The 24,679-nt window shown below is 33.3% G+C and carries 22 protein-coding genes; 10 read left to right on the top strand and 12 right to left on the bottom strand.

All coding sequences use genetic code 11. The features are described 5' to 3' along the window. Positions 1 to 46: 46 nt before the first annotated feature. From B7699_RS08055 to B7699_RS08035, 5 genes are all read right to left on the bottom strand, one after another. Positions 47 to 1,438: a Rep family protein gene (locus B7699_RS08055; RefSeq protein ID WP_084927899.1), complete on the bottom strand. Its 1,392-nt coding sequence runs from the start codon at positions 1,436 to 1,438 to the stop codon at positions 47 to 49. Between the two features lie 193 nt (positions 1,439 to 1,631). Further along, on the bottom strand, positions 1,632 to 2,393 hold the full coding sequence (locus B7699_RS08050) for an AAA family ATPase (RefSeq protein WP_084927898.1): 762 nt from the start codon (positions 2,391 to 2,393) through the stop codon (positions 1,632 to 1,634). Next, positions 2,387 to 2,977 (bottom strand): hypothetical protein, encoded by a 591-nt coding sequence (locus B7699_RS08045; protein WP_084927897.1) that lies wholly within the window; start codon positions 2,975 to 2,977, stop codon positions 2,387 to 2,389. Before B7699_RS08045 ends, B7699_RS08050 begins: the two co-directional genes overlap by 7 nt. Positions 2,978 to 3,038: 61 nt before the next feature. Beyond that, positions 3,039 to 3,413 (bottom strand): hypothetical protein, encoded by a 375-nt coding sequence (locus B7699_RS08040; RefSeq protein WP_084927896.1) that lies wholly within the window; start codon positions 3,411 to 3,413, stop codon positions 3,039 to 3,041. 125 nt (positions 3,414 to 3,538) lie between these two features. Further along, on the bottom strand, positions 3,539 to 3,775 hold the full coding sequence (locus B7699_RS08035; RefSeq protein WP_239822220.1) for a hypothetical protein: 237 nt from the start codon (positions 3,773 to 3,775) through the stop codon (positions 3,539 to 3,541). 242 nt (positions 3,776 to 4,017) lie between these two features. Between B7699_RS08035 and B7699_RS08030 the strand changes: the two genes are divergently transcribed. The 7 genes from B7699_RS08030 to B7699_RS07990 all read left to right on the top strand — a co-directional run bounded on the left by B7699_RS08030 (position 4,018) and on the right by B7699_RS07990 (position 13,071). After that, the gene (locus B7699_RS08030) at positions 4,018 to 4,950 is read left to right on the top strand and encodes a hypothetical protein (RefSeq protein ID WP_084927895.1); all 933 of its coding nucleotides are present in this window, start codon (positions 4,018 to 4,020) and stop codon (positions 4,948 to 4,950) included. Between the two features lie 68 nt (positions 4,951 to 5,018). Further along, positions 5,019 to 5,957 carry a DNA-methyltransferase gene (locus B7699_RS08025; RefSeq protein WP_084927894.1) on the top strand — a complete coding sequence of 313 codons (939 nt, stop codon included), beginning with the start codon at positions 5,019 to 5,021 and terminating at the stop codon, positions 5,955 to 5,957. Next, on the top strand, positions 5,947 to 6,624 hold the full coding sequence (locus tag B7699_RS08020) for a BglII/BstYI family type II restriction endonuclease (RefSeq protein WP_084927893.1): 678 nt from the start codon (positions 5,947 to 5,949) through the stop codon (positions 6,622 to 6,624). Before B7699_RS08025 ends, B7699_RS08020 begins: the two co-directional genes overlap by 11 nt. A 199-nt stretch (positions 6,625 to 6,823) precedes the next feature. Beyond that, entirely contained in the window at positions 6,824 to 7,582 is a 759-nt protein-coding gene (locus B7699_RS08015) for a DUF6414 family protein (RefSeq protein ID WP_084927892.1), read from the top strand. Continuing rightward, entirely contained in the window at positions 7,582 to 8,706 is a 1,125-nt protein-coding gene (locus B7699_RS08010) for an AAA family ATPase (RefSeq protein WP_084927891.1), read from the top strand. The genes B7699_RS08015 and B7699_RS08010 overlap by 1 nt, the downstream gene beginning before the upstream one ends. Further along, positions 8,690 to 9,220 (top strand): hypothetical protein, encoded by a 531-nt coding sequence (locus B7699_RS08005; protein WP_084927890.1) that lies wholly within the window; start codon positions 8,690 to 8,692, stop codon positions 9,218 to 9,220. Before B7699_RS08010 ends, B7699_RS08005 begins: the two co-directional genes overlap by 17 nt. A gap of 1,637 nt (positions 9,221 to 10,857) precedes the next feature. Beyond that, a complete protein-coding gene (locus B7699_RS07990) occupies positions 10,858 to 13,071 on the top strand; it encodes a glycoside hydrolase family 31 protein (RefSeq protein ID WP_084927889.1) in 2,214 nt (737 codons plus the stop codon). A gap of 235 nt (positions 13,072 to 13,306) precedes the next feature. On the opposite strand, the gene B7699_RS07985 is transcribed toward B7699_RS07990, so the two are convergent. The 6 genes from B7699_RS07985 to B7699_RS07960 form a co-directional block, all read right to left on the bottom strand. Then, positions 13,307 to 14,437 (bottom strand): site-specific integrase, encoded by a 1,131-nt coding sequence (locus B7699_RS07985; RefSeq protein ID WP_084927888.1) that lies wholly within the window; start codon positions 14,435 to 14,437, stop codon positions 13,307 to 13,309. A gap of 55 nt (positions 14,438 to 14,492) precedes the next feature. After that, positions 14,493 to 14,834: a DUF771 domain-containing protein gene (locus B7699_RS07980; protein ID WP_084927887.1), complete on the bottom strand. Its 342-nt coding sequence runs from the start codon at positions 14,832 to 14,834 to the stop codon at positions 14,493 to 14,495. Positions 14,835 to 14,854: 20 nt separating this feature from the next. Continuing rightward, positions 14,855 to 15,985, bottom strand: coding sequence for a replication initiation factor domain-containing protein (locus tag B7699_RS07975; protein ID WP_084927886.1), 1,131 nt, complete (start codon positions 15,983 to 15,985; stop codon positions 14,855 to 14,857). 93 nt (positions 15,986 to 16,078) lie between these two features. After that, positions 16,079 to 17,500 carry an FtsK/SpoIIIE domain-containing protein gene (locus B7699_RS07970; RefSeq protein WP_084927885.1) on the bottom strand — a complete coding sequence of 474 codons (1,422 nt, stop codon included), beginning with the start codon at positions 17,498 to 17,500 and terminating at the stop codon, positions 16,079 to 16,081. After that, the gene (locus tag B7699_RS07965) at positions 17,497 to 17,736 is read right to left on the bottom strand and encodes a hypothetical protein (protein WP_084927884.1); all 240 of its coding nucleotides are present in this window, start codon (positions 17,734 to 17,736) and stop codon (positions 17,497 to 17,499) included. Before B7699_RS07965 ends, B7699_RS07970 begins: the two co-directional genes overlap by 4 nt. A 13-nt stretch (positions 17,737 to 17,749) precedes the next feature. Then, complete coding sequence (locus tag B7699_RS07960; protein WP_084927883.1) at positions 17,750 to 18,175, bottom strand: hypothetical protein; 426 nt, start codon at positions 18,173 to 18,175, stop codon at positions 17,750 to 17,752. A gap of 198 nt (positions 18,176 to 18,373) precedes the next feature. On the opposite strand from B7699_RS07960, the gene B7699_RS07955 reads away from it, so the two are divergent. Beyond that, a complete protein-coding gene (locus tag B7699_RS07955; protein ID WP_084927882.1) occupies positions 18,374 to 19,420 on the top strand; it encodes a hypothetical protein in 1,047 nt (348 codons plus the stop codon). A gap of 9 nt (positions 19,421 to 19,429) precedes the next feature. On the opposite strand, the gene B7699_RS07950 is transcribed toward B7699_RS07955, so the two are convergent. Continuing rightward, positions 19,430 to 19,777 (bottom strand): helix-turn-helix domain-containing protein, encoded by a 348-nt coding sequence (locus B7699_RS07950; RefSeq protein ID WP_084927881.1) that lies wholly within the window; start codon positions 19,775 to 19,777, stop codon positions 19,430 to 19,432. Positions 19,778 to 19,984: 207 nt separating this feature from the next. Here B7699_RS07950 and B7699_RS07945 point away from each other — a divergent pair, with 207 nt between their 5' ends. After that, on the top strand, positions 19,985 to 22,510 hold the full coding sequence (locus tag B7699_RS07945) for an SEC10/PgrA surface exclusion domain-containing protein (RefSeq protein ID WP_239822219.1): 2,526 nt from the start codon (positions 19,985 to 19,987) through the stop codon (positions 22,508 to 22,510). Between the two features lie 702 nt (positions 22,511 to 23,212). Continuing rightward, positions 23,213 to 24,664, top strand: coding sequence for a peptide MFS transporter (locus tag B7699_RS07940; protein ID WP_419991876.1), 1,452 nt, complete (start codon positions 23,213 to 23,215; stop codon positions 24,662 to 24,664). Positions 24,665 to 24,679: the final 15 nt, after the last annotated feature.

Below are 24,679 nucleotides of genomic sequence, written 5' to 3'. Positions count from 1 at the left end.
ATTCCTCCAATGTATAGTATAATAGAGGTATCAAGAGATACCCTGTTTACTTTTCTTGATTATCTGTAACCTCGTCCTCGCTCGCCAAAGTTTCGGATGGGGTTTTTATTTTGTTATAATCCCAGTGCTTCCATTTATTATATAGTCCAACTATAGATACTAACATGGATAGCAATTCTTCTTTACTTGCCACTTCGTTATCAGGTGTGAAATCGTATGATAATGATGTCGTTTGGTCAGTGCCTGGAATTTTCACAACTCTGTCTATAGTTCGTTTAGGTTGTGATTCATGGAAAGTAATGTAGTCACTATTTCCCCTTAAGGTTACTAGATGAGCGATTCTTCTAATGTATTGTGATAAATCTTCGTTAGTGTTTCCTTTAGCATGGTAGAAGAAAGTCAAAGGATGTTTAGAACTTGTGATTATAATGACTTTAGAAGCACCTAATCTATTTTGATAACGTGCTGAGATAGGACTAATATTATAGGGGTCTAATAGTTTCAGCCAGTCCGAAGCGGTTAAGCTATCTCCTCGAACATCATCAAGTAGTAGGATTTCTTCTCCGTTTACTTCATCAAACATGTTAGTGCCTGCGGTCAAGACTGATTGCCAGTTTTGATCATTCAGTTTTGCTAACTGAATAAGACTTTTTGCTATCTCTTTTCCAAATGTTGACTTGCCAAGCCCAGAGGCACCGTGTATGAATAGGATTGTTTTCTTGAATTTCTTGTTTTCTAGTTCATGCTGTGTCATAGTTCCTTTGATTTCTCCAATGGTACGAAAGGTATCGTTTATCTTAGTTTTGTGGACTGCATAAAGCATGTGAAAGTCTTTATTCAGAAGCATTTCCTTTTTGGTAATGGTTCCGTTTAGAATGTTATCGATTAGCAAATCAATATCTTTGTAGGTTTGTTTTACCTCTTTTTTTGCTTTTCCTTTAAGCCAGCTTAGATGTCTTTCGTGATAAACTTCTAAGTAGTCTTTACCTTTCAGAGTGAATACTTCGTCAGGAGTGTATTGATATTTGTCTTTATCTTTTGCATGAATTAAATAAGCTAACAAGTTATCGTAGCCATATCTACCAGATTTAGCTTTCTCAAGATACTGAGGTTCTAATCCGATTTTTACAGCTAAATCAGTTAGTGTTGCCCCTTTCTCAAATTTGAGTAAAGCGTGAATATGTGACTCTTTTAGTTTGGAGGTTATTGAACTAGTTACACTGTCAAAACCGATGGACGTGTCCTTGTCGTGTTTTATTGCGTAAGCCTCGGAAACAGTTGCTATTTCACTAACTCTTCTGACAATTTCCTCAAGAATTTTTTCGATATTTTCGGATTTAATGAGTTCATCATCCCAGCCGTTTTTCCAATATTTCGTCTCAAAATATTGTGTAATTGTTATCGAGGTTAAAAGTGCTTCTTTTTTCTTTGTTGCCATGTATAATTACCTTTCTTTTTTAACTATTCTTTAATTATTATTTTAACTATTCTAGTGTTAGACCGTTGACAAGCCCAGTCTAACACGTGCGTAGAATAGTTAGAATTTAAGTTAGAAATATTTTGCCTACCGCAGGTTTGCACCTCAGAGGGTTAGGGTTGGTAAAATGAACAAGCACTTCGGCTTGCCACCCCTAACCCTCTGAGTCGCTTTCATTTGGTGGCTGATACTGCTCAAGCATCTTCTTAAGTACTTTGTTCATTTTAGTAAAATCACGAACGTTCCGAACTTGAACTTTTATAGGTTGACTACCGTTTATTTCTTGATACCAACCATAACGGTTTGGAAGAGCTTCTAGCTTTTGTCCAGGTCCAATGTCAAAAATATTATTTACGACGGCTGAGCGAGAAGCCATATTACCTAGTCCTAAGACTGCACCGAATTGGTTTCTCAAATTACTGTCTCCTAAATCGCTACTGTACATATCTTGACTAACAAATAAACAATAGATTTTACGACTACGACCGCTGAGTATGATAGATTTAAGCATCTTTTGAACCTTTGATTTTTGTTTACCTTCAAGTGAACTCATGAGAACCGTAACTTCTTCGATAAGTAAAATCAATGGTGTTCTCTCAATAGCCCTATTTTCTTGACGGTGCATCATCTCGTTGTAGGTGGCTTCAATAGCTTTGTGAGCTCGCCTGCCTAGAAATACGTTAGGACTATCTTCAAATTCTAGCCAGTCTTCCTGTTTGATTTCAGAAACGACAAGCATTGGTAACGCTCTTTTTTTTCTGTGAGCAGTAATAAATACGTCAGTAACAACCATTTTGGCGATCACTGATTTTCCTGAACCAACATTACCAAGAATCAAGTAGTTAATGATAGAACTAGGAACCTCCCAACCTAGTTTTCCACCACCTACTTTTAATAATGGTCTAGTATCTACCATATATCTAAATCCTCATCAAATTCCTCTTCTTGAACGACTTCGGAAGCTCGAGCCATTCGATTGTAGGTCGCTTCCACAACAGGCTTAATATCAAATGTAGCTATCCAGCCAGCCCCTGCATTTTGTTTTATGATGAGGATATCTAAAGCAAATTCAGCTGTATACTTTGATAAAACTCCTGAAAAATAGTCCTCTAACAAAGTTTTATCTGCATCTTTCAAATTATTTGCTAAATAAATCCAAATATCAATTCCGTTACTAGTAGCAGGAGAGACAATTTTGATACCAAGTTCGGTTTTTAAATTCTGGTTCAGATGATGTACTATATTTTGGAGGACTATCATTTTTCTCTTTTGAGTATTCTTCTCTTCGAAGTAGATTTGAGCTTTATTAAATATAAATTTAGCCAATAGCAGAATCATTTCAACCTGATATAGCAGAACTTGTAAAGAAGCCACCTTTAATTTGTTTGTTTTTACTACTTTTCCGCTATAAAAATCAGCTTTTCTTTTTAGCAACAACAATATAAAAATAGTTAAATACCAAAGAGAGACTAGAATAATCATTTTTAATATAAGTTTCATAATTAAACTCCTTAAAAATAAGTAGTATAATCTCAGATAGATTATACTACTTGACAGACTACTAGATTATGTTTCGTAATCGGGCTTCTGAACTATCAATAACAATTACTAATTCAATAGTATTTGTACCAGTAGCATAAATGTCTATAATTTTTAAACTGTAGACATTTATCATATATGGGTATATTTTTTTAAAATATAATGCATACCAAGTTGAAAGTGATTGTTTTATAATTTCTATTTTAGCATTGTTGATCTTCTGAGAAGAAGTTATGTGCCATTTCAATGGCAAGAAGTAATCTTCTATACTGTATTGTTCAGTTGTAGCTTCTGTTCCTCGGAGTGATTCTTCTCCAGCAACGATAAGATCATCCAGTTCTTTAGAGTAGATTTCATTAAAAATCTGGTCTTGCTCATAAAACGATAAAATATGCATGTGTTTTACCTCATTTTAATTTCTGAGTTTTCAATGCTTAAAGCTAGACCTTTAAGCTGGTCATTTTTGATCACAGGTACAACAGTAGCAGAGCTAACATCAATAGTTTTTTCTGTAAGTGAGAGTCAGTTTCGGGAATCAGGATTCCTAACTTTGACTGAGATAGTGCGTATCTCGTATATATCTATACCTAGTTTTTCTGCGTTAGCATAGATGAGTTCATCTATACACTCGAGAATGACCCAAAGATGGTCAATGCCATCTTTACTTTTATAGTAACCTTGACGGACATTTGTAACTACTTGAGTCTCATTATACTCTGCTTCTTGTAGCACTTCTTCGTGATTTGATATTTTTGCCATATTATTTCCTCCATGGCTTCTATAAGCATCAATATAGACAAATGAGTCTGCTATGATATTGATTGAGTGAAGACATAGCATCTTTAGTTAAAAAACATCGAACTGCAGTATCTTTGTTTTATGATATAATTAAAACACAGGGGTGTATAATCAGTTTTCTGAAATAACACTATTTTATTTATGTGTTGCTTTATATATCCCATACTAGAAGATAAATTAGGATATTCTATAGGAAAGTGATTATGACAAGTTTTTTAAAATTTTTTTTAGGTTCTGAGCATTCATTTAAAAATGATTGTGATAAGAGGAGTTTCAAATTCATTAAAAGAGAAATTTCCTATCTTCGAACTTACACGGAAGCTTTTGTTGAATATAAGTTTTTATTAAATTTGAAAAAGTCGTTGATAGCAGCAAATAAAGTTTCTGATACAGATATCCCAGCTTTCTATAAGTGGGTACTCTATAAACTTTATTTAGAAAATAAGAGTAGCCATTCAAGTATGAAAAATTTTTTTGAACTAAGAGAAGAGAAAAAAGTCATGGAACTTGAAGAACTGTATGGATCAGCACATAACCTTAAAGACTGTTCAATGATTGATGATGCTGTTGACTTATTAAAAAAGTATTTAGAAAAACAAACTACCTATTCAAATAATCGAAAAGAAGAAAAGGCTAGATTTAGCGTTATTTTTGAAAATAAAAAAATGTTGAAGATTGAAAAAGCTATTATAAAGTACTTTCTATACAAGAATGGAGCATTAAAACTAGTTAACGAAGATACTTTTTTTGAAGATTACTTTCATGAAATAAATTTTATAGAACCACAGAAGAGATATCTTTCGGAAGCTATAGCTAGCAATCCTAATAATTACAAAGGCTTGTACACGTATTGGTTAGGATATTATGCCTCTTTTAGAGTTCATCTCTTTAGTGATATTCATAATGTAAAAAAAATAACGGGATACAATAGTAAGCCATTGTTTAAAGGAAAATCGGAATACAACTATTTTGAATTAACAAGAAAAATTGAAGAATTAAATCTTAAACTTGATAAAGAATTAAACAAAATATTTCATAGTGAATGGTTGAAGTCTATATTATTGGATTCTATATTTACTACCACGGGAATTTCATTTGACATATCAGCAGAGTTAAAAAGTACAATTCTAGATTGATTGGTACTTATGATTTAGATTGTAAATTTTTTGTTATAATAGAGAGAGCAATAATAACTAAGAGGTATATGGATTTGAAAAATATTGAAGAATATGCTACTAAGAGTAAGATTATTACTGGAGATAGTTTAGAATTTTTAAAACAACTTAAATCTGAAAGTATAGATTTAATAGTTTCATCTCCACCCTATAATGTAGGAAAAGAGTATGAGGACAGGGTGTCTATAGAAGATTATCTTGCTTTCTATAAGGAACTGGTTGCCGAGATGTTTCGAGTTTTAAAGCCTTCTGGAAATATTGCTTGGGAAACTGGTAATTATATTGATAATAAAGAAGTGATCCCTCTAGATATTCTTTTCTATCCAATTTTTAAAGATGTTGGTTTTAAACTCAGAAATAGAATTATTTGGCGTTTTGGCCATGGACTTCATGCTAGAATGAGATTTAGTGGTAGATATGAAACTATTCTGTGGTTTTCTAAGGGAGATGATTATATTTTTAATTTAGATGACGTCAGAATTCCTTCTAAGTATCCAGGGAAACGTCACTATAAAGGATCAAAGAAAGGTGAACTATCAGGGAATCCTAAGGGAAAGAATCCAGAAGATGTATGGGATATTGTTGTTAAAGACTGGGAAGAAGAAGTATGGAACATTGTAAATGTTAAATCTAATCATGTTGAAAAGACTGAACACCCTGCACAATTTCCGATTGAGTTAGTCGATAGACTTGTTCTAGCTTTAAGCAATGAAGGTGGGGTAGTTTTAGATCCATTTGGTGGAAGTGGGTCAACACTAATTAGCGCCGTAAAAAATAGCCGTATAGGGATCAGTGTAGATTTGTCGGAAAAATATAATGATATTGCAAAAAATAGACTGGAACTGTTAAGACGAAATGAATTGAAAATAAGACCAATTACTAAACCAGTCTATAAACCTAAAAAAGATAAAGTAGCTAGCATCCCTGAGGAATGGAAAGAGTCTGGAGTTTATAGTAATGAAAATTAGATATATTTATTCACATTTGAACGGATTGGAATTTCTGTTAGTTCATAAAAGAGAGCTTTGGAAGGAGATTGAAGAATCGATTAAAAGTGTAGATGCTGATAGGTATAAAAAAGTATCAAAAGCCAAAGCTTCAGATGGAAATGTTATCTATGATCAAAAAGGAATAAATAACGCCTTTAAAGATTATTTACTTCCTAAGGGTTGGAAAGATCACAAGAAATCTTATTATTTCACTCCAGACGAAGAATTAGCTAGGGAAACTTTGAGTTATAGTCAAGAAGAGCAGAAGAGTGAGATTGAATCCAGAGGTAGAATTGCTTTTAAAGGATTTAATCAAACTGACTTTTTAAAAGACAATATAGCAGTTGAAGTTCAATTTGGTAAGTATTCATTTGTAGCATATGACTTATTTGTTAAACATATGGCTTTTTACATTTCAAATGATATTGATGTTGGAATTGAGATACTACCTACTAAGGCTTTACAAACTAAAATGGATGTTGGAGTAGCTTGCTATGAAAAAGAGGTCTATAATGTTTATAGAGCAGGCAGAAATACACCAGCGGTTCCTCTTGTAGTAATAGGTATTGAACCCGATACTGATGAATTTGATTATGTCGGAGAAGACCCAAATAGTTTTTGGGAACAAAATCATTCTAAATTATAATCATTTGGATTAACAAATGAAGCGAAGTAGATTATTTTTTATAGAATAGAAAGATAATCTACTTCGCTTTTTCTATTTTACTTTTTTCTTTATAGATTAGACTATACATAGATAAAGATTTTATATAAGGTAAACTTTTGATATTCTGGTATAATATGATTATTAAATAGTCTGAATATATAGTAACAAGGAGGAAGTAATGGCTGATTTTTTTGCTGGGAAAATTGTTTATCTTGATGAGCAAGCTGTTTTTGATTTTTTAGAATTACATCAAAATGGGATACAATCTGATATCATAAAACGTGTGTCCGAAAATATGGTTGAGGTAGATGCCGAGGGAAAGGTTGGTATGAATTTCTTTACTCGATTTAAAATAGGACTCTCTGGAAATGCTTCATATCAACGAAGCGGTGTAGTAGAATCACAGATTACCTCTACATTGCTAAGTAACTTTAAAAAGTTTGTGACCAATAAAAAAGGTTCTTCAAAAGTGGAACGTATAGATAATGTTAAACTTTTTATTGAAAAAGACTCTCCCGCTTTTTACCGTAACATCACTCCTGTTCTCGATATGATTAGTGATATTACTAAAATGAATAGTATTACAGATGATGATAAAAATAATTTTAAAGGTATTGAAATAAAGAATATTGAACGAACTTTGGACCGACTTTCTGGATATTATGAAATTAAGGGAATTAGTTCCGAGAATAATGAAAGTGTTTTCAGATTCAATATATCGGGTCTACGTAATAATTATACGTTGAGTGACTTAACCAAGATGGATGTCAAACTTTATGGAATTAAGGTTGGAGAAGTAGATTTAATTGATTTAAGTTTTAATACAATGATAGATAGATTATCAAACCAGAGACAGTCACAACTAGGAGCTGACTTTGATGAAGAACAAAATAATGAGAAAATACCGATATATGATGTTCTAGTGGCAGGTGTGTAATGGTAAGATTTAATATTTTTTTTGAGCCAGTTCAAAAGTTTAATGAAAGGGTCGCAAAATTAGATAACTATGTTTCATTTAATGAGGTTATTATAAATTGGACTAAAGATTCTACTATTATTGATCTAATAAAACCTCTAATAGATAAAAAGAATTGTATTTTTAGAATGGATACCTACTCGCTTTCTGGGAGCCTAGTTTTTGAAAATATTGATTTATTAATCAAAATTTTTAATGATTCAGGAACTGAAGAAATATATCTTCATAATCCCCCTAAAAAATTCTTTAATTCATTAAAGCAACAAGTTAAATCAGAATTTTTAAATATTGAACAAAGTACTTTTGCAAAAATTAGTGAGGAGCAACTTAAAAGGATTTCTGAAGATTTAAATGAAAAAATAGTTGGTCAAGAAAAAGCTAAGAAAAGTTTATTAAGGAAATTGGTTACTCAGTTGGTGCGTACGAATGCAAAACCACTAGTATTAATGTTTTATGGTGAACCAGGAATCGGAAAAACTGAAACAGCAAATCAACTATCAACTACACTATATGGGAATAATAATATTATTAGAGAACAAATGTCGATGGTTGGTGGTGAATCAAGTGTAAAATATTTTAAATCAACAAACCATAGCGAAGACTCATTTTCTAAAACATTATTAAACAGAGAATCTAATGTTATTTTGCTTGATGAGTTCGCTTTAGCTCCTGCATTTTTTCATAGCACCTTCTTTCAAATGTTTGATGAAGGTATTTATGAAGACCAAAATTATAAAGTAGATTTAAGAAACTCAATTATTATTTGCACCTCTAATTTTAAAAGTCGTTTAGAAATGGAAAAAAATATTGATATAGCACTATTGAGCCGATTTGATGGTTTTGTTAAATTTTCTCCACTATCTATTGATGAGAAAAAGCAGATTTTAAAATTGACGTATTCAAAAATTATTAGCTCTGAATATATAGCTGAAAGGTATCAGGAATATCTAGATGAGGACAAGATATTAGCTTGTATTGAATCGCATCTAAACACCCTCCCTAATGTTAGAGCAATAAGGAAGTACGCTGAAGATGTTGTTGCGGATGAATTATTGGAGGTCATAATAAATGGTAAATCAAACTGATTATGTTAATCACCTGAGAGAGCGTATGAATATTGCAATTGAAGAAGGATTTTATATCGAATCAATTTCATGTTCTTATGCTATTATCGAGAATAGAACAAAGAGAATTGTTGAACATTTAGGAAAGTCAGCAAAAAGAATGTCGCTCGATAACAAAATAGGATATATTTATGAACAAATTATGATAAAGGATAGCATAATTGATAAAAAATTGAAGAAGCTTGTTAGTTATCTAAATTATCGACTAATAGGTTCGCAGATAATGCTTGTGGATTCATCAAAAACTTATGATGATTGGAAACTTAGTAGAGATAAATCAACTAGTGAAAATAAAATATATCAATTTAAGCAACTTAGGAATGAGATTGTTCATGATTTAGCAACTTATGATAGCAGTCATCCTAAATTGATAGATTTTGATTCTTATATTGAATTAGCGATGTTAGGGAAAGAAGTTGCAGTGGAATTATCTAGAATTGCAGCAGGAATGAAGAGAAAAAAGCAAAATTTATAATTGACTTTTATTTTTGAATGTAATAAAATAAATACGTAAGACACCGTTATTTAGGTAGCGCCACGGATTGGCGTTGGGACGTAAAACTCCTGTCTTACTTTTATTATCTAAAAAGTGTAGAGAAAAATGTAGAGATTCGATTGCTTTGTACCACGAAGTAGTGAAATTTTTCAATTTCAAAAATCAAATAAAATGAAGGCTTCTACTGTCGATTGCCGTGTAGTAAATCCCTAGTTAATATCTGTAAAAACCAAATAAGGTAAACTTTTGATATTCTGGTTCGATTTTAGCTTGTTTTGATTGAAAGTTTACCTTATTTTGATGAAATTGATTAAAATTAGTTGAAATTCTATCTTTTTGAAATTCGTGAAAAAGTTGATTTTAAAGCATTTTGAAATTGGATAAAATAAGTGATGCCCCAACCAGGTCTTAAGAAAGCTCGTAAAGCATCACAATTTAGTAAACGTTAATTCGAAAGAATTACTATACTTACAAAGAGCACCTTTCGGGGTGTTCTTTTTTGTACTTTCTTGATAAATTGGTGCAATTGACACAGTTGTTGCGACTTTAGTCGCTTACAAATGTGGCTGCAACCGGACAAGACCAGTTGCCTCAAAACGTTAATCAATACGATACTATCAACGTTTCAAATCACTCGAAAGTTTACCTTATTGTTTCTTTTTATACTCTTAAGAAATCAAAAGCAATATAAGTTGTCAGCTCTTTATTGTAAAAATATTAATTGGCATTCTAGTATTATCTTCAGTCTAAAATCAGTAGTTGGAATTGTATGAGATCAGTTTTTGAGTTTGGTATTTGATTTTTGTCTAGTCTTACTTCATTTTCCCCTGAAGTTAAGTTTTTACTCAGCATCATTAGTAAAAAAGTAAAAAGAACGCGCTTTTATATTTGGATTTGAGATTTATAAAATAGGATAAACGTGCTGAAATTTAGATATTATAAACAAAATAAAATATTTAAAAGCTATTGAGAAACATGGTATAATGTAACTAAAGGAGGTAGCATATGTCCTTAGATATAGATAAGGAAAAGATGACAATCATGGGAGTAGCTTTTGAAAACCGATCCGTTTTTTAGAGTGTTTGGTATGCTTTAAGTACAAATATGATTGAAGGATGGCGACCTACGGTTAGTGATGTTGAAACACTGCGAGATGAAGCTCTTGCTCTGGGGATGGCTTAATGAAGCGTAACTGTTATGATTCTTATGACGATATTGATCCGGACAATTTATACACCTATCCAGCTTCTTCAGTTCTAAGAAATAAGCAGGAAGAGCGAGATGAGTAAAAAGCACGTGAGCTTGAATATCGTATGGTAGCAAGCAAGAGTTTGAAATTATTTATTAATTCTATCCTAGTTAATAGTTTAAAAGGAGTTAGTTTCACAACTACATAAGCTTAGAAAAGTTGAAAAGGGATAACTCTTTAATAACTTCTCGATTGGTTAAAAGATGTTTTGTCTGGCCTCTATAACTATTTTTGTCCACTACATTTTTTCAATTGACTATTATTTATCATAGATATAACAGATAGAACATTGCATTCAGAATAACGAAAAACGCATCAAAAAAGGGTGCGTTCTGTTTTTATGCTACCATAAAAGGAGGGAAACAAATTGAAAATTTTTAAGGGAGAGTTTTATCGAATCTCTGTATTAACAGACAAGTTAGTAAGGTTAGAATACTCTCAAACTGGAAGTTTTGAGGATAGAACGACACAACTTATCTATAATAGAGATTTTGGCCAAGTTTCGTTAGATTATATCGAGACATCAAACGTACTAGATATTATGACGGACTATTTTCATTTGCACTTTAATAAAGGAGAATTTAACGCCGAAAATTTATTTATAGAATTAAAAGGAAATTTTGCCGTATATGGTAGTCGCTGGTATTTTGGTGAATCTATTGAAACGTTAAAAGGAACAGCTCGGACTCTTGATAAGGCAGACGGCGCAATCCCATTAGAAGATGGAATTATTAGTCGAAATGGCATTGCCTTACTGAATGATTCTCAAGGATTTATTTGGGATGAACAATCTGGTTATATTGAGAGAGAAAATCAAATTGACCTCTATTTCTTTGCCTATGGGCATGATTATAGAGGAGCAATCAGAGACTTTTACCATTTGACTGGTTCAACACCCTTGTTGCCAAGATATGCTTTAGGCAATTGGTGGAGTAGGTATTGGCCTTATACGTCGGATGAATACTTGAATTTAATAGACAGATTTAAAACAGAGAAAATTCCATTATCTATCGGTGTTTTAGATATGGATTGGCATATAACTGACATTCCAACTCGTTTTGGAAGTGGTTGGACAGGCTATAGTTGGAATAGAAACTTAATACCAAATCCAGAACAGTTATTGCAACAACTTCATGATAGAAAGTTAAAACTCTCCTTAAATGTCCACCCTGCTGATGGTATACGGGCTTATGAGGAAGCTTATCCTCGAGTCGCCAAACGATTGGGATTAAATGTAGAACTAGAAGAACCAGCCATTTTTGATTTTTTTAATCCATCCTTTAGGGAAGCCTACTTTAAAGATGTTCATTATGAGCTAGAAAAGCAGGGAGTAGATTTTTGGTGGATTGACTGGCAACAAGGGACGCAAGGTATGTTGGATCCACTGTGGCTTTTAAACCATTATCATTATCAGGATAGTTGTAAAAATGCAGAAGGTGGCTTAATTTTATCAAGGTATGCAGGTCCTGGTAGTCACCGCTACCCTGTTGGTTTTTCAGGGGACACTATTATTAGTTGGAATTCCTTAAGATTTCAACCTTATTTTACAGCGACAGCATCAAATATCGGTTATAGTTGGTGGAGCCATGATATCGGTGGACATATGTTGGGGGATTATGACGAAGAGCTACAAACTAGATGGCTACAGTTTGGGGTTTTTAGTCCGATTACTCGATTACATAGTTCTAGAAGTCCCTTCAATAGTAAAGAACCTTGGTTTTTTTCAGAAACAACATCTAAGATTATGAAGAAATACCTTCGTTTGAGACATCAGATGATTCCATATCTATATACTATGAATGTAAAGACACATGAGGAAGGCGCCCCGTTAATCAGCCCAATGTACTATTTCTACCCAGAGAATGATGAGAGCTATAATGTTCCAAACCAATACTTTTTTGGAACAGAATTGATGGTGGCTCCCATTGTAGAAAAGATGGATTTGGCATTTCAATCTGCAAAAGTAGATGTATGGTTCCCTGAAGGTGAATGGTATGACTTCTTTTCAGAGAAAAAATACATAGGTGGTGTGAACTTAAGTGTTTATAGGGACATTTCGACTATTCCTGTGTTTGCAAAAAGTGGTGCAATTATTCCCTTGGTTGGTTCTGAGATAGATATGGGTGTTGATTTACCTGAAGTTGTAGATTGGTATGTATTCCCAGGCAAACAACATTCTTTTGAAATGATTGAAGACCAAAATGGTCAAAGATATAAAACAAGATTATCAATTGATTGGGAAATGGGAATGGTAGAGTTAGCATTGCAAGGAGATTCTAGTATCGTTCCAAGCAATAGAAGGCATAGAATTCATTTTAAAGGAACGAATGTGTCTATCATTGAATTGCCAAATAAGAATGATACAGCTAGATTTGAATGCAAAGAAAATAAAATGCCATATCTAAATGATGAAGTTTTTAGACTACTAAAGACGGCTTCTCTTCCATATGAATTAAAAGATAGATTGTTAAATCAATCCATCAATGCGAAAAACTCTCATGAGTTAATGAATATCTTGCATCATCAGGATAAGGAATTGAGAGGGCGTTTGTTGGAAATGATATTTACTAGCGAAAACTAATTGAGACATTTCGTACACAATTTCTATTATTTAATGTGTAACAGTTTTACATCTCTATGCTTATTGACTTGTATTTTAGTAATTACAAGTTTGGCATAGGGATGTTTTTTGTTTACTGGAGAGGATAAGTGGCTCTTTGTCAACTGTAGTGGGTTGATATAATAGTACTAGACCTTGAGAAATCAAGGTCTTTTTTGAATTTGGTCAATTTTTGGTCAACTTTTGTTAGAAAAAATTATTGACTTAAAAACTCCCTAACACGTTTGTTTTCTGATTCTTCTTTTTCCTTGATTAAATGACCATATGTTTGAGTTATTTGTGTAATATCTTTATGTCCCATGTTTGAAGCTATAACCCAAATATCAATTCCATAGCCTAACATAATACTTGCGTACGTGTGCCTAATACCTGTAGCTGATAAATCGAGTGGTTTGAGTTTCAACTTCTTGAGATGTTCTCTTAAACGCTTATTTACTTCGTGGTTTGTAGGAACAACAGTGTACAAATCAAAAAAAATATGATTTTCTTTATTTTTAATATTTGTTTGTTCAATATCTCTACTTTGAATCTCTTTTAACTGATTTAAAACATTCAATGTTTCTGAATCGATTGGAATAGTTCGAACAGAAGTAGCTGTTTTGGGTGGTCGCCATTCTTTCTTTCTCGGGTCGTAGCGCCTGTACGTTTTGACTTCTTGAGTTTTGTTCAAAACACAATCCCATGTCAACCCTAGCACCTCACCGAAACGCAAGCCAGTTTTTAATTGAGTAAAGAGAAGATAGTCAATAATATTAAACTTTAGTTCAATATTATGTTTTAACTCTTTCAATAATTTATGATAATCAGCTGAACTCTTGATAGCTTTTTCTTTTTTAATCTTTCGGCTTGCTTGCCCTGTAATAACAACACCATCTGTAAAATCAATGATTGATAACTTATCTTTTTTCGCAAATTGAATGACTTTTCTAACTTCCGCATTTAAACGCCGAACTGTATCTTTTCCAACTCTTTTTGCGTATTCGTTGATAAATTCTTGATACTCACTAAAATTGATGTTAGTAGCCGATTTATCTTTGAAATAATCTAAAACAAGTTTACCTCTATGTTTATGATGTGCAATTGTCCCTTGACTTTTATTTAAAGGAACTATTTGCAGATTATACCATTTCTGCCACAATTGATAGAGAGATATATTTGAATCAATTACGTTACCGTTTAATAACTCTAATTCAATTTTACTGGCTTCCAGCATCGCTTCTTTTTTTGTTTTGAAGCCTGAGTTTGAAGCTACTACCTTTTTATTTTTATCAAATATTCTATAATCCCAATTTTTCTTTTTACCTCTTTGCCTATATGAAATCGCCATATGATTATCCTTTCTATTTAAAAAGATAACCAAGACACTCGTCTTGGTTATTATATCATTTCTCTTTTAATAATTCTGAAAAATGCTGTTCAAAAAAATCTCTGGTCTTAGAGGCAAGAAAGATATATTTACCACCCTGATTTTGAGGATATTTTACAAAACCATTTTTGTTTTTATCAATATCGATTTTTGAGCGAATATCAGACCGATAGAGAACATTTTCTATTAACCACGGTCGAGATACTGAGACCATCTCTAAAACATCGTTTAGAGTCATATATTGACCAGCAGACGCTTTCTTCTTCAGATTAAGATACTCTTCCTTTTTAACTACAATGTGTGTGTTGGGAAGATTTACTTCTAAATTGTCTATTTTGATTAAAATCTTATCTGTCATATAATTTTCCTTTCGTTCTCTTACTTGAATACACGCCACGGCTCTTTTTCTTTCTTTAATTCATCTTTTTTATTATTTAAAAAGATGATTGTGTCTGGAGAGGGTTTATACTTTGTTTTGAAATGAATCAAAACATGCTTGAAAAATTCCTGAATTGCTTCTTTACCGTAAATTTTATCAATCTTGTATAGAAATGATTCTAAACCGCTGTTTTTCAATAAGTAAATATAGGTAGATAATAAATCATTTTTTCGCCGTGGTTTTGACCTCAATAAATCAAAATCAGTCGAAACGTATTCCAGCATAACCTTTGAAATATCCCATAATTCATCATTTTTGAAAAATAAATACTTGTCAGTGAGTCGTTGAAAGATTAAGCTGGACAATTCTTTGTCGTTTCTACATTTTAAAATATCTAAGCCAGTTTGATTAGCGTAAGCCTGTCTGATTGACATTTCAAATCTCACCCAATCATCACATTTCAAGGCTTCATCATAAAAGATACCTTTCTTTTTCTCCTGCTCCAGTTTTTTATCATAGATTCGTAGTAGTAGAGAGTTTCCTTTGTTAGCTTTGCTACCAACATAAATTGTTTCTACTCTATTGTTTGTATTAATCGTACTGATATTTGACTGATTTTTTCTCAATTTAATTGTATTTGTAAAACTGTCAACGTATTTTGATTTTATTGTTGACTTGTTTAACTCCTGATGAATCTGATTCACTTTCAAACCTTCATCTATAAAATCAATCGCAAAATCAATTTTTGAAACTCTACAACTACCGCTAAAATAATTTTCTAATTCAAAAAATTTTTGAACTAATTGACGATACGAAATTTTTTGATTATCTTCTTCCCTTCGTTTCATGTAATGTTTTAAACCTTGACCTGAGAATTTGAGAAGCACCCCCATTCGTGGGCTGTCAGTGTTAAAACATAACAAAATTTCAAATTCATCAAAATTGATAATATAATTGTATCCTGCAAATCCTTTTTCATTTAACTTGTAATTAACTGTGTACTTTTCTAATTCCAATAATTCATCAATTTTTGAACAAATATCCAAAGCAAATGCCTCATAATTTGACATCATTTCATTATATTCTGGTAAAAAAACGAATGCAATTTCATCAACATCGCATAAAATCATAGTAAAATATCTCCTTCTTAATTGTTTTGTCGTTGACCCCATAAGGGGTGGGATGGGGGTCATTACTCGACCCCCATAAATGCTAGTACCCCATTATTTATCCTTTTTTCTTAATCGTTGACCGTATAAGAATGCTCTTTTAAATGTACTAATCTTTTCCAAACCGTGTTCGTGTAGATTAATATTCCAAAATCGTCTAGGTTTGCTGAACTGTCCATCGTTTGTCATGATATAACCAGAAAATCTGGGCGCATTGTTATCAATATTGTCTGTTTCTCCAAATACCATGCGAGCCAATTCGTCTGTTATGGAACCGTTTGATAAACAAATACGAACACCTAAATTATCTCGTATTGCTGTTGAAAGCAACTCTGCCCTTGGTTGTTGCATGCAGATACACATATAAACACCACTAGAGCGAGAACGCGAAACGATAGATAAGACCAAATCTTGAACTCTTTTTCTCATTTTGGTATCAGTTATACTTGACAACATAGCTGAATACTCTTCGATAAGACACAGCTTCATTTTCATCTCTTTATCGAAACTCACAAAAGTTGCGCCAGTAATATCATCACGTGCTGACAATTTCGCAATTTCTTTTTCACGTTTCATAACTAATTCTAATAACTCTTCAAAGTACGCTAAAATTTCATCACTATCAGATAAAATCACACCTTTTTGAAGAAAAGTCCAAGAACTGAACTCAGATTTTACATCCAAAATTGTTAAATCAACTTCTGAATCAAACATAAAAATTTGAGTGAGTAATGATTTCAAGAAAGTTGTTTTAGAACTGGATGTGTTTCCAACAATTAATGCATGGCAATTTTTTAGCATTGAGAATGTCAAACCTTTTTCAACTATAATTTCAAAATCATTGTCTGGTCTTAATTCAGTTATCTTTTTGGGTTTGAGCTGTCTTGCCTTAGCTTCTACAATATCATCTAATAAATAGATAAATTCTGTATTATCTTCACTTAACCAATAATCTAAAACAATGAGTGAACGATTTTTCCCTACTAAGCACGCTGATAACATTTCCGCAAACTTTTCTAAATCTTCATTAGTCTGGTCAGCTAATTTTTTGATTTTAACCCTTATGCGCCTGCTTAGCTTATCGAAGCTCGCATGCGCTTTACTAACATCGATGAATTTGCTACCAACTTTACGATTCGCCGTTGCTGAATCCAATAACGCCTTGTGTGTCTGTCGTTCTATCAATCTTAATTGATGATACAGAGATAGTGAGCCAATTTTTGATAGTCTCAAAACAAACCGAACCAGTAAAACAATATTCGTCAAAAGCAAGACAGCTATTCCAATCACTATTAAATTCAAACCAAGCTGTGCTTCACTTCTAAAAATACCAATCTCTGTTCCTTTAAATACTAACCACCTAACAACAATCCCAAAAGATAGTAACCCAACTCCAAGAACTTGGAGTAGAGTTACAATATTGGGAAAAGCTGGACTTAAATGACCTGTATTTTTATTTAACCTGTATCTAATCATAAATACCTACAAATCTCTTCCATTTCATTTAATAGCTTACGGCGCATAAGTTCAAAAAACATGTATGTACGAATGAAATCAGTGTAACGACCGTTTGAGTAAACCAAACTCAAGTTAATAAAAGATGAAACTCGCCCTTGGACTTCAGAATTAATGTATCTTGCTAAAATTCTACGAAGTTCGATAGGAAGGTCAAAAGCGGTTAAATCATCCAATTCTTTAGAAATATCTTTCATATCTATTTCCTCACTACTTCAATCTAACTTCAGTAACATCTTCAGCCCAAACTTCGATGACATCGAAACTTTTATATTTGTAATGTCCCCGTGCATTGACTAACTGATACAAATATCTAAATTGAATCTTGTTCGCAATTTCCAGCGTAGGGACAACAAGGCTAATCAGTTTAACCGAACCGTCATCGCGAGGCATTGAAAGGAACACTTCGTATCCGATTGACTGTTCAGAAAAGACTGGAGCATTTTTACCATTTTGATTTTTTTCGAACCCAATAATTGGGAAAAATGGTTTTGGCTCTGTAACACTAACAGCTACGCAAGTTGAGATGTTTGTGAGCATTGGGGCAGTGCGACGGTCATTTACAATTGAACCTTCTGATTGTTTTGAATTGCTTCCAAACAATCCACTTTGTAGTAAATTATCATTTTTTGTCATGATAAGACTCCTATACTAGCTTAAAGCTAGTTTCTATTATTAAATTTTTTGTAAATATTTGAACGTTCGTTATTTACATTCCAAGTGTATCATGATTAAAAATTCCAGTCGTCAAATGCACCAAAAGGGAAAATAAAAAAATTTGCATTAAGAAATTTTATTTGATAAGCTGAAAATAGCGATAAGGAGGACATTATATTGAAAGAAAAATATTATAATGTAAAAGAAGCTTTGGAATATATTAGAAGTTATCCTAGTGGTAGAATAGAAAAAGAATTTTATATGGATATAACTGAAAAACAAATTCGTGATATTTTGAAAAAAGATGTACTAGGGAAATATAGGCAACTTTCAGAGGGAGAACAAAAAATAGAAACATACATAAAGTTCAAAGAAAAAGAAGTTGCTGATACTTTGTATGTATTTCCAAAATTTGGGAAAAATCCCAAAATTTTCTCGAGTTGGGATAGTCTCTATAAAAAAGAAGATAAGCTAGTGAAGCAATTACAACGGCAAGGTTTGAAAACACCAGAAGCCAAAATTAGAGAAGAATTTAAAAATTCTGGGAAACCTGCATATTTAATGAATGAAGATTATCTTTTCTCATTAAAGTTGGAGATTGAAAGACGTCAACTACCGATTAAAATTTTTCGTATTCAGCCACGTACTAGTTCAACAATTAAGCAACTATTGAATGAAGAAATGTTGGAGACTAATTTTGAGTTAACTATAATTACTTTATTAGAAGAATTTGAACGAAGATTAAAAGAAGATTGGTTTGAAAATCAGAAATTATGCATTGAACAAGCTGAAAAAGTAGGTGAACTATTAGAGGATGTTAGGGGGCGTACAGAAATATTACAGTCTGTAGCACCAGAATTGTCATTGGATTCTTACAATAGTAGATTAGAAGAAGTAGAAGAATTTTATAATAATTTAAAGAATCAAGAATTTACATTATCTTTTGAAATGGAAGAATCTGTTAGTAAGTTTAAAAAATTTTATATGAAGCAAGTAAACAAGAACGTGATTTCTTCTCTTGGTAATAAAATATATGAATTTGAAAAGTATCAGATTAACAAGTATAAAGAAGAGATTGAAGAACAAAATAAAAATAGAGTTATAACTGAAATTTTGTTTAAACGATATTTAGTCGAATTTTACAAGAATATAAATGACTCTTTTTGGAGAGAGAATTTTCTAAGCAATTTAGAGGATAATTTTGGGATAAAAATAAACCGCTAGGATTCTTTCTTAGCGGTTTGGTTTTTCTTTCACGGTTTTTATTAGTAATTGGAAGGCTTCTAAAAGCTGTTCTTGACTCGTTTGTGGAAGTTGAGTTAATTGGTCAGCTAATAACTCTAGATGTGGGTTTTGGGGGGTTATACGGCTTTCAAATAGCTCTGATGGTGTGATATTAAGAGCTGTGATAATCTTTTCTAGTGTATCAATCTTTATATTTGACCCCTTGGTTTCAAGGTTGGAAATATAATCTATGCCCACACCAGCTTTTTCGCTGAGATTTTGCTGACTTAAATTTTTTTCTTTACGTATGATTCGTATTCGTTGTCCGATATACTTTTGTAAGTGAATTGATTTCATAAGCTACCTCGTTTCAATACCATGATACAAGGAAGACAACTGTAAAATAACCCATATACAAACAAATTTTTGTCAAAATATTGTCTACAAACTAAAAATGTGTTAAAATAGTGCTATAAAATATATAAAATTGCATGATATACTACATATATCATGGTTTGACTTAACAGTCAAACCAATCCTATTAGCTCTTACAAGGAGAAAATGATGAAAAAACTGCAAACCCTCACAACTTCAACAGCTATTGCGCTTGCATCAGTTGGTGGAACTGCATTTGCTCAAGAAGCTCAAGCGACTCCAGTATCTTCTAACACTGCTGTCAATGAACCTGCTCTTGTTGCTAAGTCACAAGTGAAACCAGTTGAGAAAACTGAAGTTCCTGCGCCTTCTACAGTGAAACCTGCTCTTGACGCTCAAAAAGCTGTTGTAAAATATGCTGAAACTAAGATTGACACAGCTAAAACTGATGTTAAAGCAAAAGAAGCGACTGTTGCTTCAACTGAAAAAGAAGTAGCTACAGCTACACAAGCTGTCAAGAATGCACAAGCAACTACTGCTCAAGCATCATATGAAAAAGTTACTCAAGTCAAAGAAGCTCAAGCTAAGAATGTTGAAGCTCAAACTGCTAACCAAAAAGCAACTGAAGCTACAAATGAACAAATCAAAGCTGAAAGTAAAGCTCTTGCAGAAGAACAATCAGACGTGGCAAGTGCTCAAGCTAATCTTGACCAAGCTAACAAAGATGTCCAAACAGCTGAACAAGCCCTTGCAAGCGCACAATCTGCTCTTGACGGAACTGGACTTGCGTCTGCTCAAAAAGACTTGAAAGACGCTCAAAAAGATGTCAAAGACGCTGAAGATACAGTCGCTGACGCACAAACTGCGTTCAAAAATGCAACAAAAGCAGATGCAGACCGCGACCAAGCTATCAAATCAGCTGAAACAGATGTCAATACTAAAAATGATGCTGTCAAATTGGCTAAAGAAAAACTTGCAAGCGCTACAGAACATGCTGACTCAGTTGAAAGCAAATTGCAATCAGCTCAAGCTGAACTAAAATCTGCTCAAGATAAATTGGCAAATACAAATACTGGTAATGATACAGTAACAATCGCAGACTTAACTCAGTTCAAGAAAGATAAAGCCGAAGGCGACTCAGACTTCATGACTGACTCTGGCGCAACTGTTATTGAAAACTCTTCAACAAAAATCAGTGAAGCTGATAAGAACAAGATTGTTGAATTGGACAATTTAACTGATGAGCAACAAAAAGAAATCAGCTTATACGCTTCAAAAGTATTGACTGAAATCCACAAACAATTTGGATTGAACGAAGTCACTGTAACAGACTCTGACCTTCGTATCGCTCGTGAACAAGCTAAAAAATACGTAAAACGTGGAATCGCAGTAAACAAAGCTGGACACATCAATGGTGCTTACCATGGTGAAAACATTTCACTTGCAAATGAAACAAAATCTATGACCATGTACGAACTTAAACAAAAAGTATATGATGCAATCATGGGACAAACATTTGCTGATGCATCTTCTAAGTGGGGACACTCACATAACAACTTTGTTAACAACACTGTTGGAATTGCTACAGCTAACGTAGACGGACGTTTACACATCATTTCAACTCTTGATTTAGTTGGTGGAAACGTCATCAAAGACGAAACCGATACAGCATCTCTCGAAAAAGCTGTCGCAACAGCAAAATCAAATGTTGAACAAGCTAAAACTGCATCAGAAAATGCTAAAAATGCTTTGACAAAAGCTTCAACTGATTACGCAAGTGCACTCAGCTTGAAAACTGACGCTGAAAAAGTCCTTGCGGATGCAATGGCTACACCACTTCAAGCCCAAGTTGCTGAAAACAACCTACGTTTAGCAGAAATTGCTCTTGAAAATGCTAAAACTCGTGAAGCTAAAGCAAATGAAGCAATCGCTAACTTCTCAGCAAGTCTAGTTGACAAGAAAGCTACTCTTGCAGAAGCTCAAACAGAACTTGAAGGAGCTAAAGCTGTTCAAACAACTGCGTCACAAGCTCTTGCAGATGCTTCAGCTAAACTAAAAGCTCAAGAAGATAAAGTAAACGCTTTGAACAAACAAAGTGCTAAACTTCTTGAAGAAAAAGATGCTCTTGTTAAAGAAGCTAAGAAATTGGCTGAAAAATTGCAAGCATATTTGGACGCACCTGCTAAACTAGCAACTGCTAAAGATATGAAAGCAAAAGCTGAAGCTAAACTTGAAACAGCAAAAGCTGAACTCACTACTGCACAGTCTACTCTTGAAAACTTGTTGTCTGCATATCGTACAGAACACGCTAAGTTGGTAGACTTGCAAGCAGAATATGAAGCACTTGTTGACCTTGCAGAGAAAGCGCAAGAAAACGTTGTTGCCAAATTGCCTGACGGAACAGTAATCGCTGTACCAAAAGTTGCCCCAACTGCTGAAGCACTTCCTGAAGTTAATGTTGACGAATTGCAAAAAGCTCTTGCAACTGGTAAAGAAGTGACTTTGGATGCTCAAGGAAATGTTGTTGTGAAGGAAAAACGTGAAACATACTCAGCGCCTGCTGTTAAATCAGTAGAAAACGAAAAAATGAGTTACTCACGAGTAGAAAAAGCAAAAACTTTACCAAATACAGGAGAGTCATCAAGTGTTGCAATGTTGGTACTTGGTGCCATTCTTGGAACATTTGGACTTGTAACAGTACGTAGAAAAAATTAGAATAATAAAAAAATCTTCTTATTAAATAGGAAGATTTTTTGGATTCACAAAACTAGTTGAAAAGACTACGCTATTTAAACTAGTTTTGAGAATGAATATATAAGGATATTCAGAACCTTAGTTGGTCAACCTTTGGTCAACTTTTGTATTTTGAATATACCTTAGATTGTGACGATGTCTTGGTATATCTGATACTCACTTACATATTCTAACTTATTTTAACTAAGATAAAACTGTAGTGGGGTGAAGAAAAGCTAAGCTTGAGAAAGGACACATTTCGTCCTTTCCTTTTATTTGAAAAAGACAGTAAAAAAGCGCAAAAAAACACTTCCTGTGCTATGCTGCAATTGAAATTTTTTTAGTTTTGGTGTTAGAACTGTTTCCTCAGTCCTAGCGCCTTTTCTTTTTGATAAAAATCAAGAGTTCATACTTAGCCCTTTTTGCTTTTGAATGTATTCAAAAATGGAACACTGATGTTAGATAATATAATTTTATAGATAAGCATGCCACTAATTTGCTAAATCAGTAATTAGATCTCTATCTGATATTTTTTAATTGAGGATAAAGTAGGAACTTATCTAAATAGATTTTTCAGAAAATTTTCTAAAAAAACATAATTTGTTTGACATTCGTTTGAAAATTCTGTAAAATGATTTATTATGTTTCAAAGGAGAATATATATGGAGAAACAGAAAACATTTTTTGGACATCCTATGGGCTTGTCCACCCTCTTCCTTTACAGAGATGTGGGAACGCTTTTCTTACTATGGGATGCGAGCTATCCTACTTTACTATATGTACTATAGTGTGCAAGATGGTGGGTTGGGGATGGATAAGACCACGGCTGCATCGGTTATGGCGATTTATGGCTCGCTGGTATTTTTGTCCTCGGTTGTCGGTGGTTTTGTCAGTGACCGTATTTTAGGAAGCCGTAAGACTGTCTTTTACGGTGGGATTTTGATTATGCTAGGGCATATTGCTTTGGCAACACCTTTTGGACAAGTGGCTCTCTATCTTTCTATTGCCTTAATTATCTTTGGAACTGGATTTTTAAAACCCAATATCTCAGATATGGTTGGAGGAATTTATGAGAAAGAGGATGATAGACGAGATGCAGGTTTTAGTATCTTTGTCTTTGGGATTAACTTAGGTGCCTTTGTTGCCCCTTATCTAGTGGGTTATCTAGGTCAGGAAGTCAATTTCCATCTAGGTTTCTCATTAGCTGCCATTGGGATGTTCTTTGGTCTGGTGAAGTATGTTTTGGATGGGAAGAAATACCTACCTGAATCAAGCCTTTACCCCACTGATCCCCTTTCACAGACGGAGCAGCAGACCTTGATTAAACGTTTGCTGATTACACTTGTCGTAGTTATTCTCGTGGTTATTGGTTTAGTCTTTACTCACCAGTTTAACGTGGATATGATTGTTAATATCTTTACAATAATTGCGGTAATCATTCCAATCTACTATTTCTTCAAGATTTTATCTAGTCAGAAAATAACTGCCACTGAGAGATCCCGAGTATTTGCCTACATTCCTCTATTTATCGCTGGAGTACTCTTCTGGTCTATTGAGGAACAGGGTTCTGTTGTTCTCGCTCTATTTGCGGATGATCAAACTCGACTTTATTTTAATGTATTTGGGAATCAGATTCATTTTCCATCTAGCTTTTTCCAAAGTATCAATCCCCTTTTCATTATGATTTATGTGCCGATTTTTGCATGGTTGTGGGGGAAAATGGGTAAAAAGCAACCATCCTCTTCTAAGAAATTTGCTTACGGTTTATTTGTGGCAGGTTTATCCTTCTTGTGGATGATGTTACCAGGGATGCTCTTTGGGACAGATGTTAAGGTCAGTCCTCTCTGGTTGATTATGAGTTGGGCTATTGTGATTGTGGGTGAAATGCTGATTTCGCCGATTGGTCTATCAGTCACTACAAAGTTAGCACCAAAATCCTTCCAAGCACAAATGATGTCTATCTGGTTCTTGAGTAATGCAGCTGCCCAAGCTATCAATGCTCAAATTGTAAAATTTTATACAAGCGAAACTGAAGTTGCTTACTATGGAATTGTTGGAGGAATTACGATTGTATTCGGTATTATCTTACTCTTCTACGTTCCACGTATTGAAAAACTAATGTCTGGTATCAAATAGAGAAAAACTGGAATT

Source organism: Streptococcus mitis (assembly GCF_002096835.1).
In the GTDB taxonomy this organism is placed as follows: Bacteria; Bacillota; Bacilli; order Lactobacillales; family Streptococcaceae; genus Streptococcus; species Streptococcus mitis_W.
This window is presented reverse-complemented; position numbering and strand designations above follow the sequence as displayed.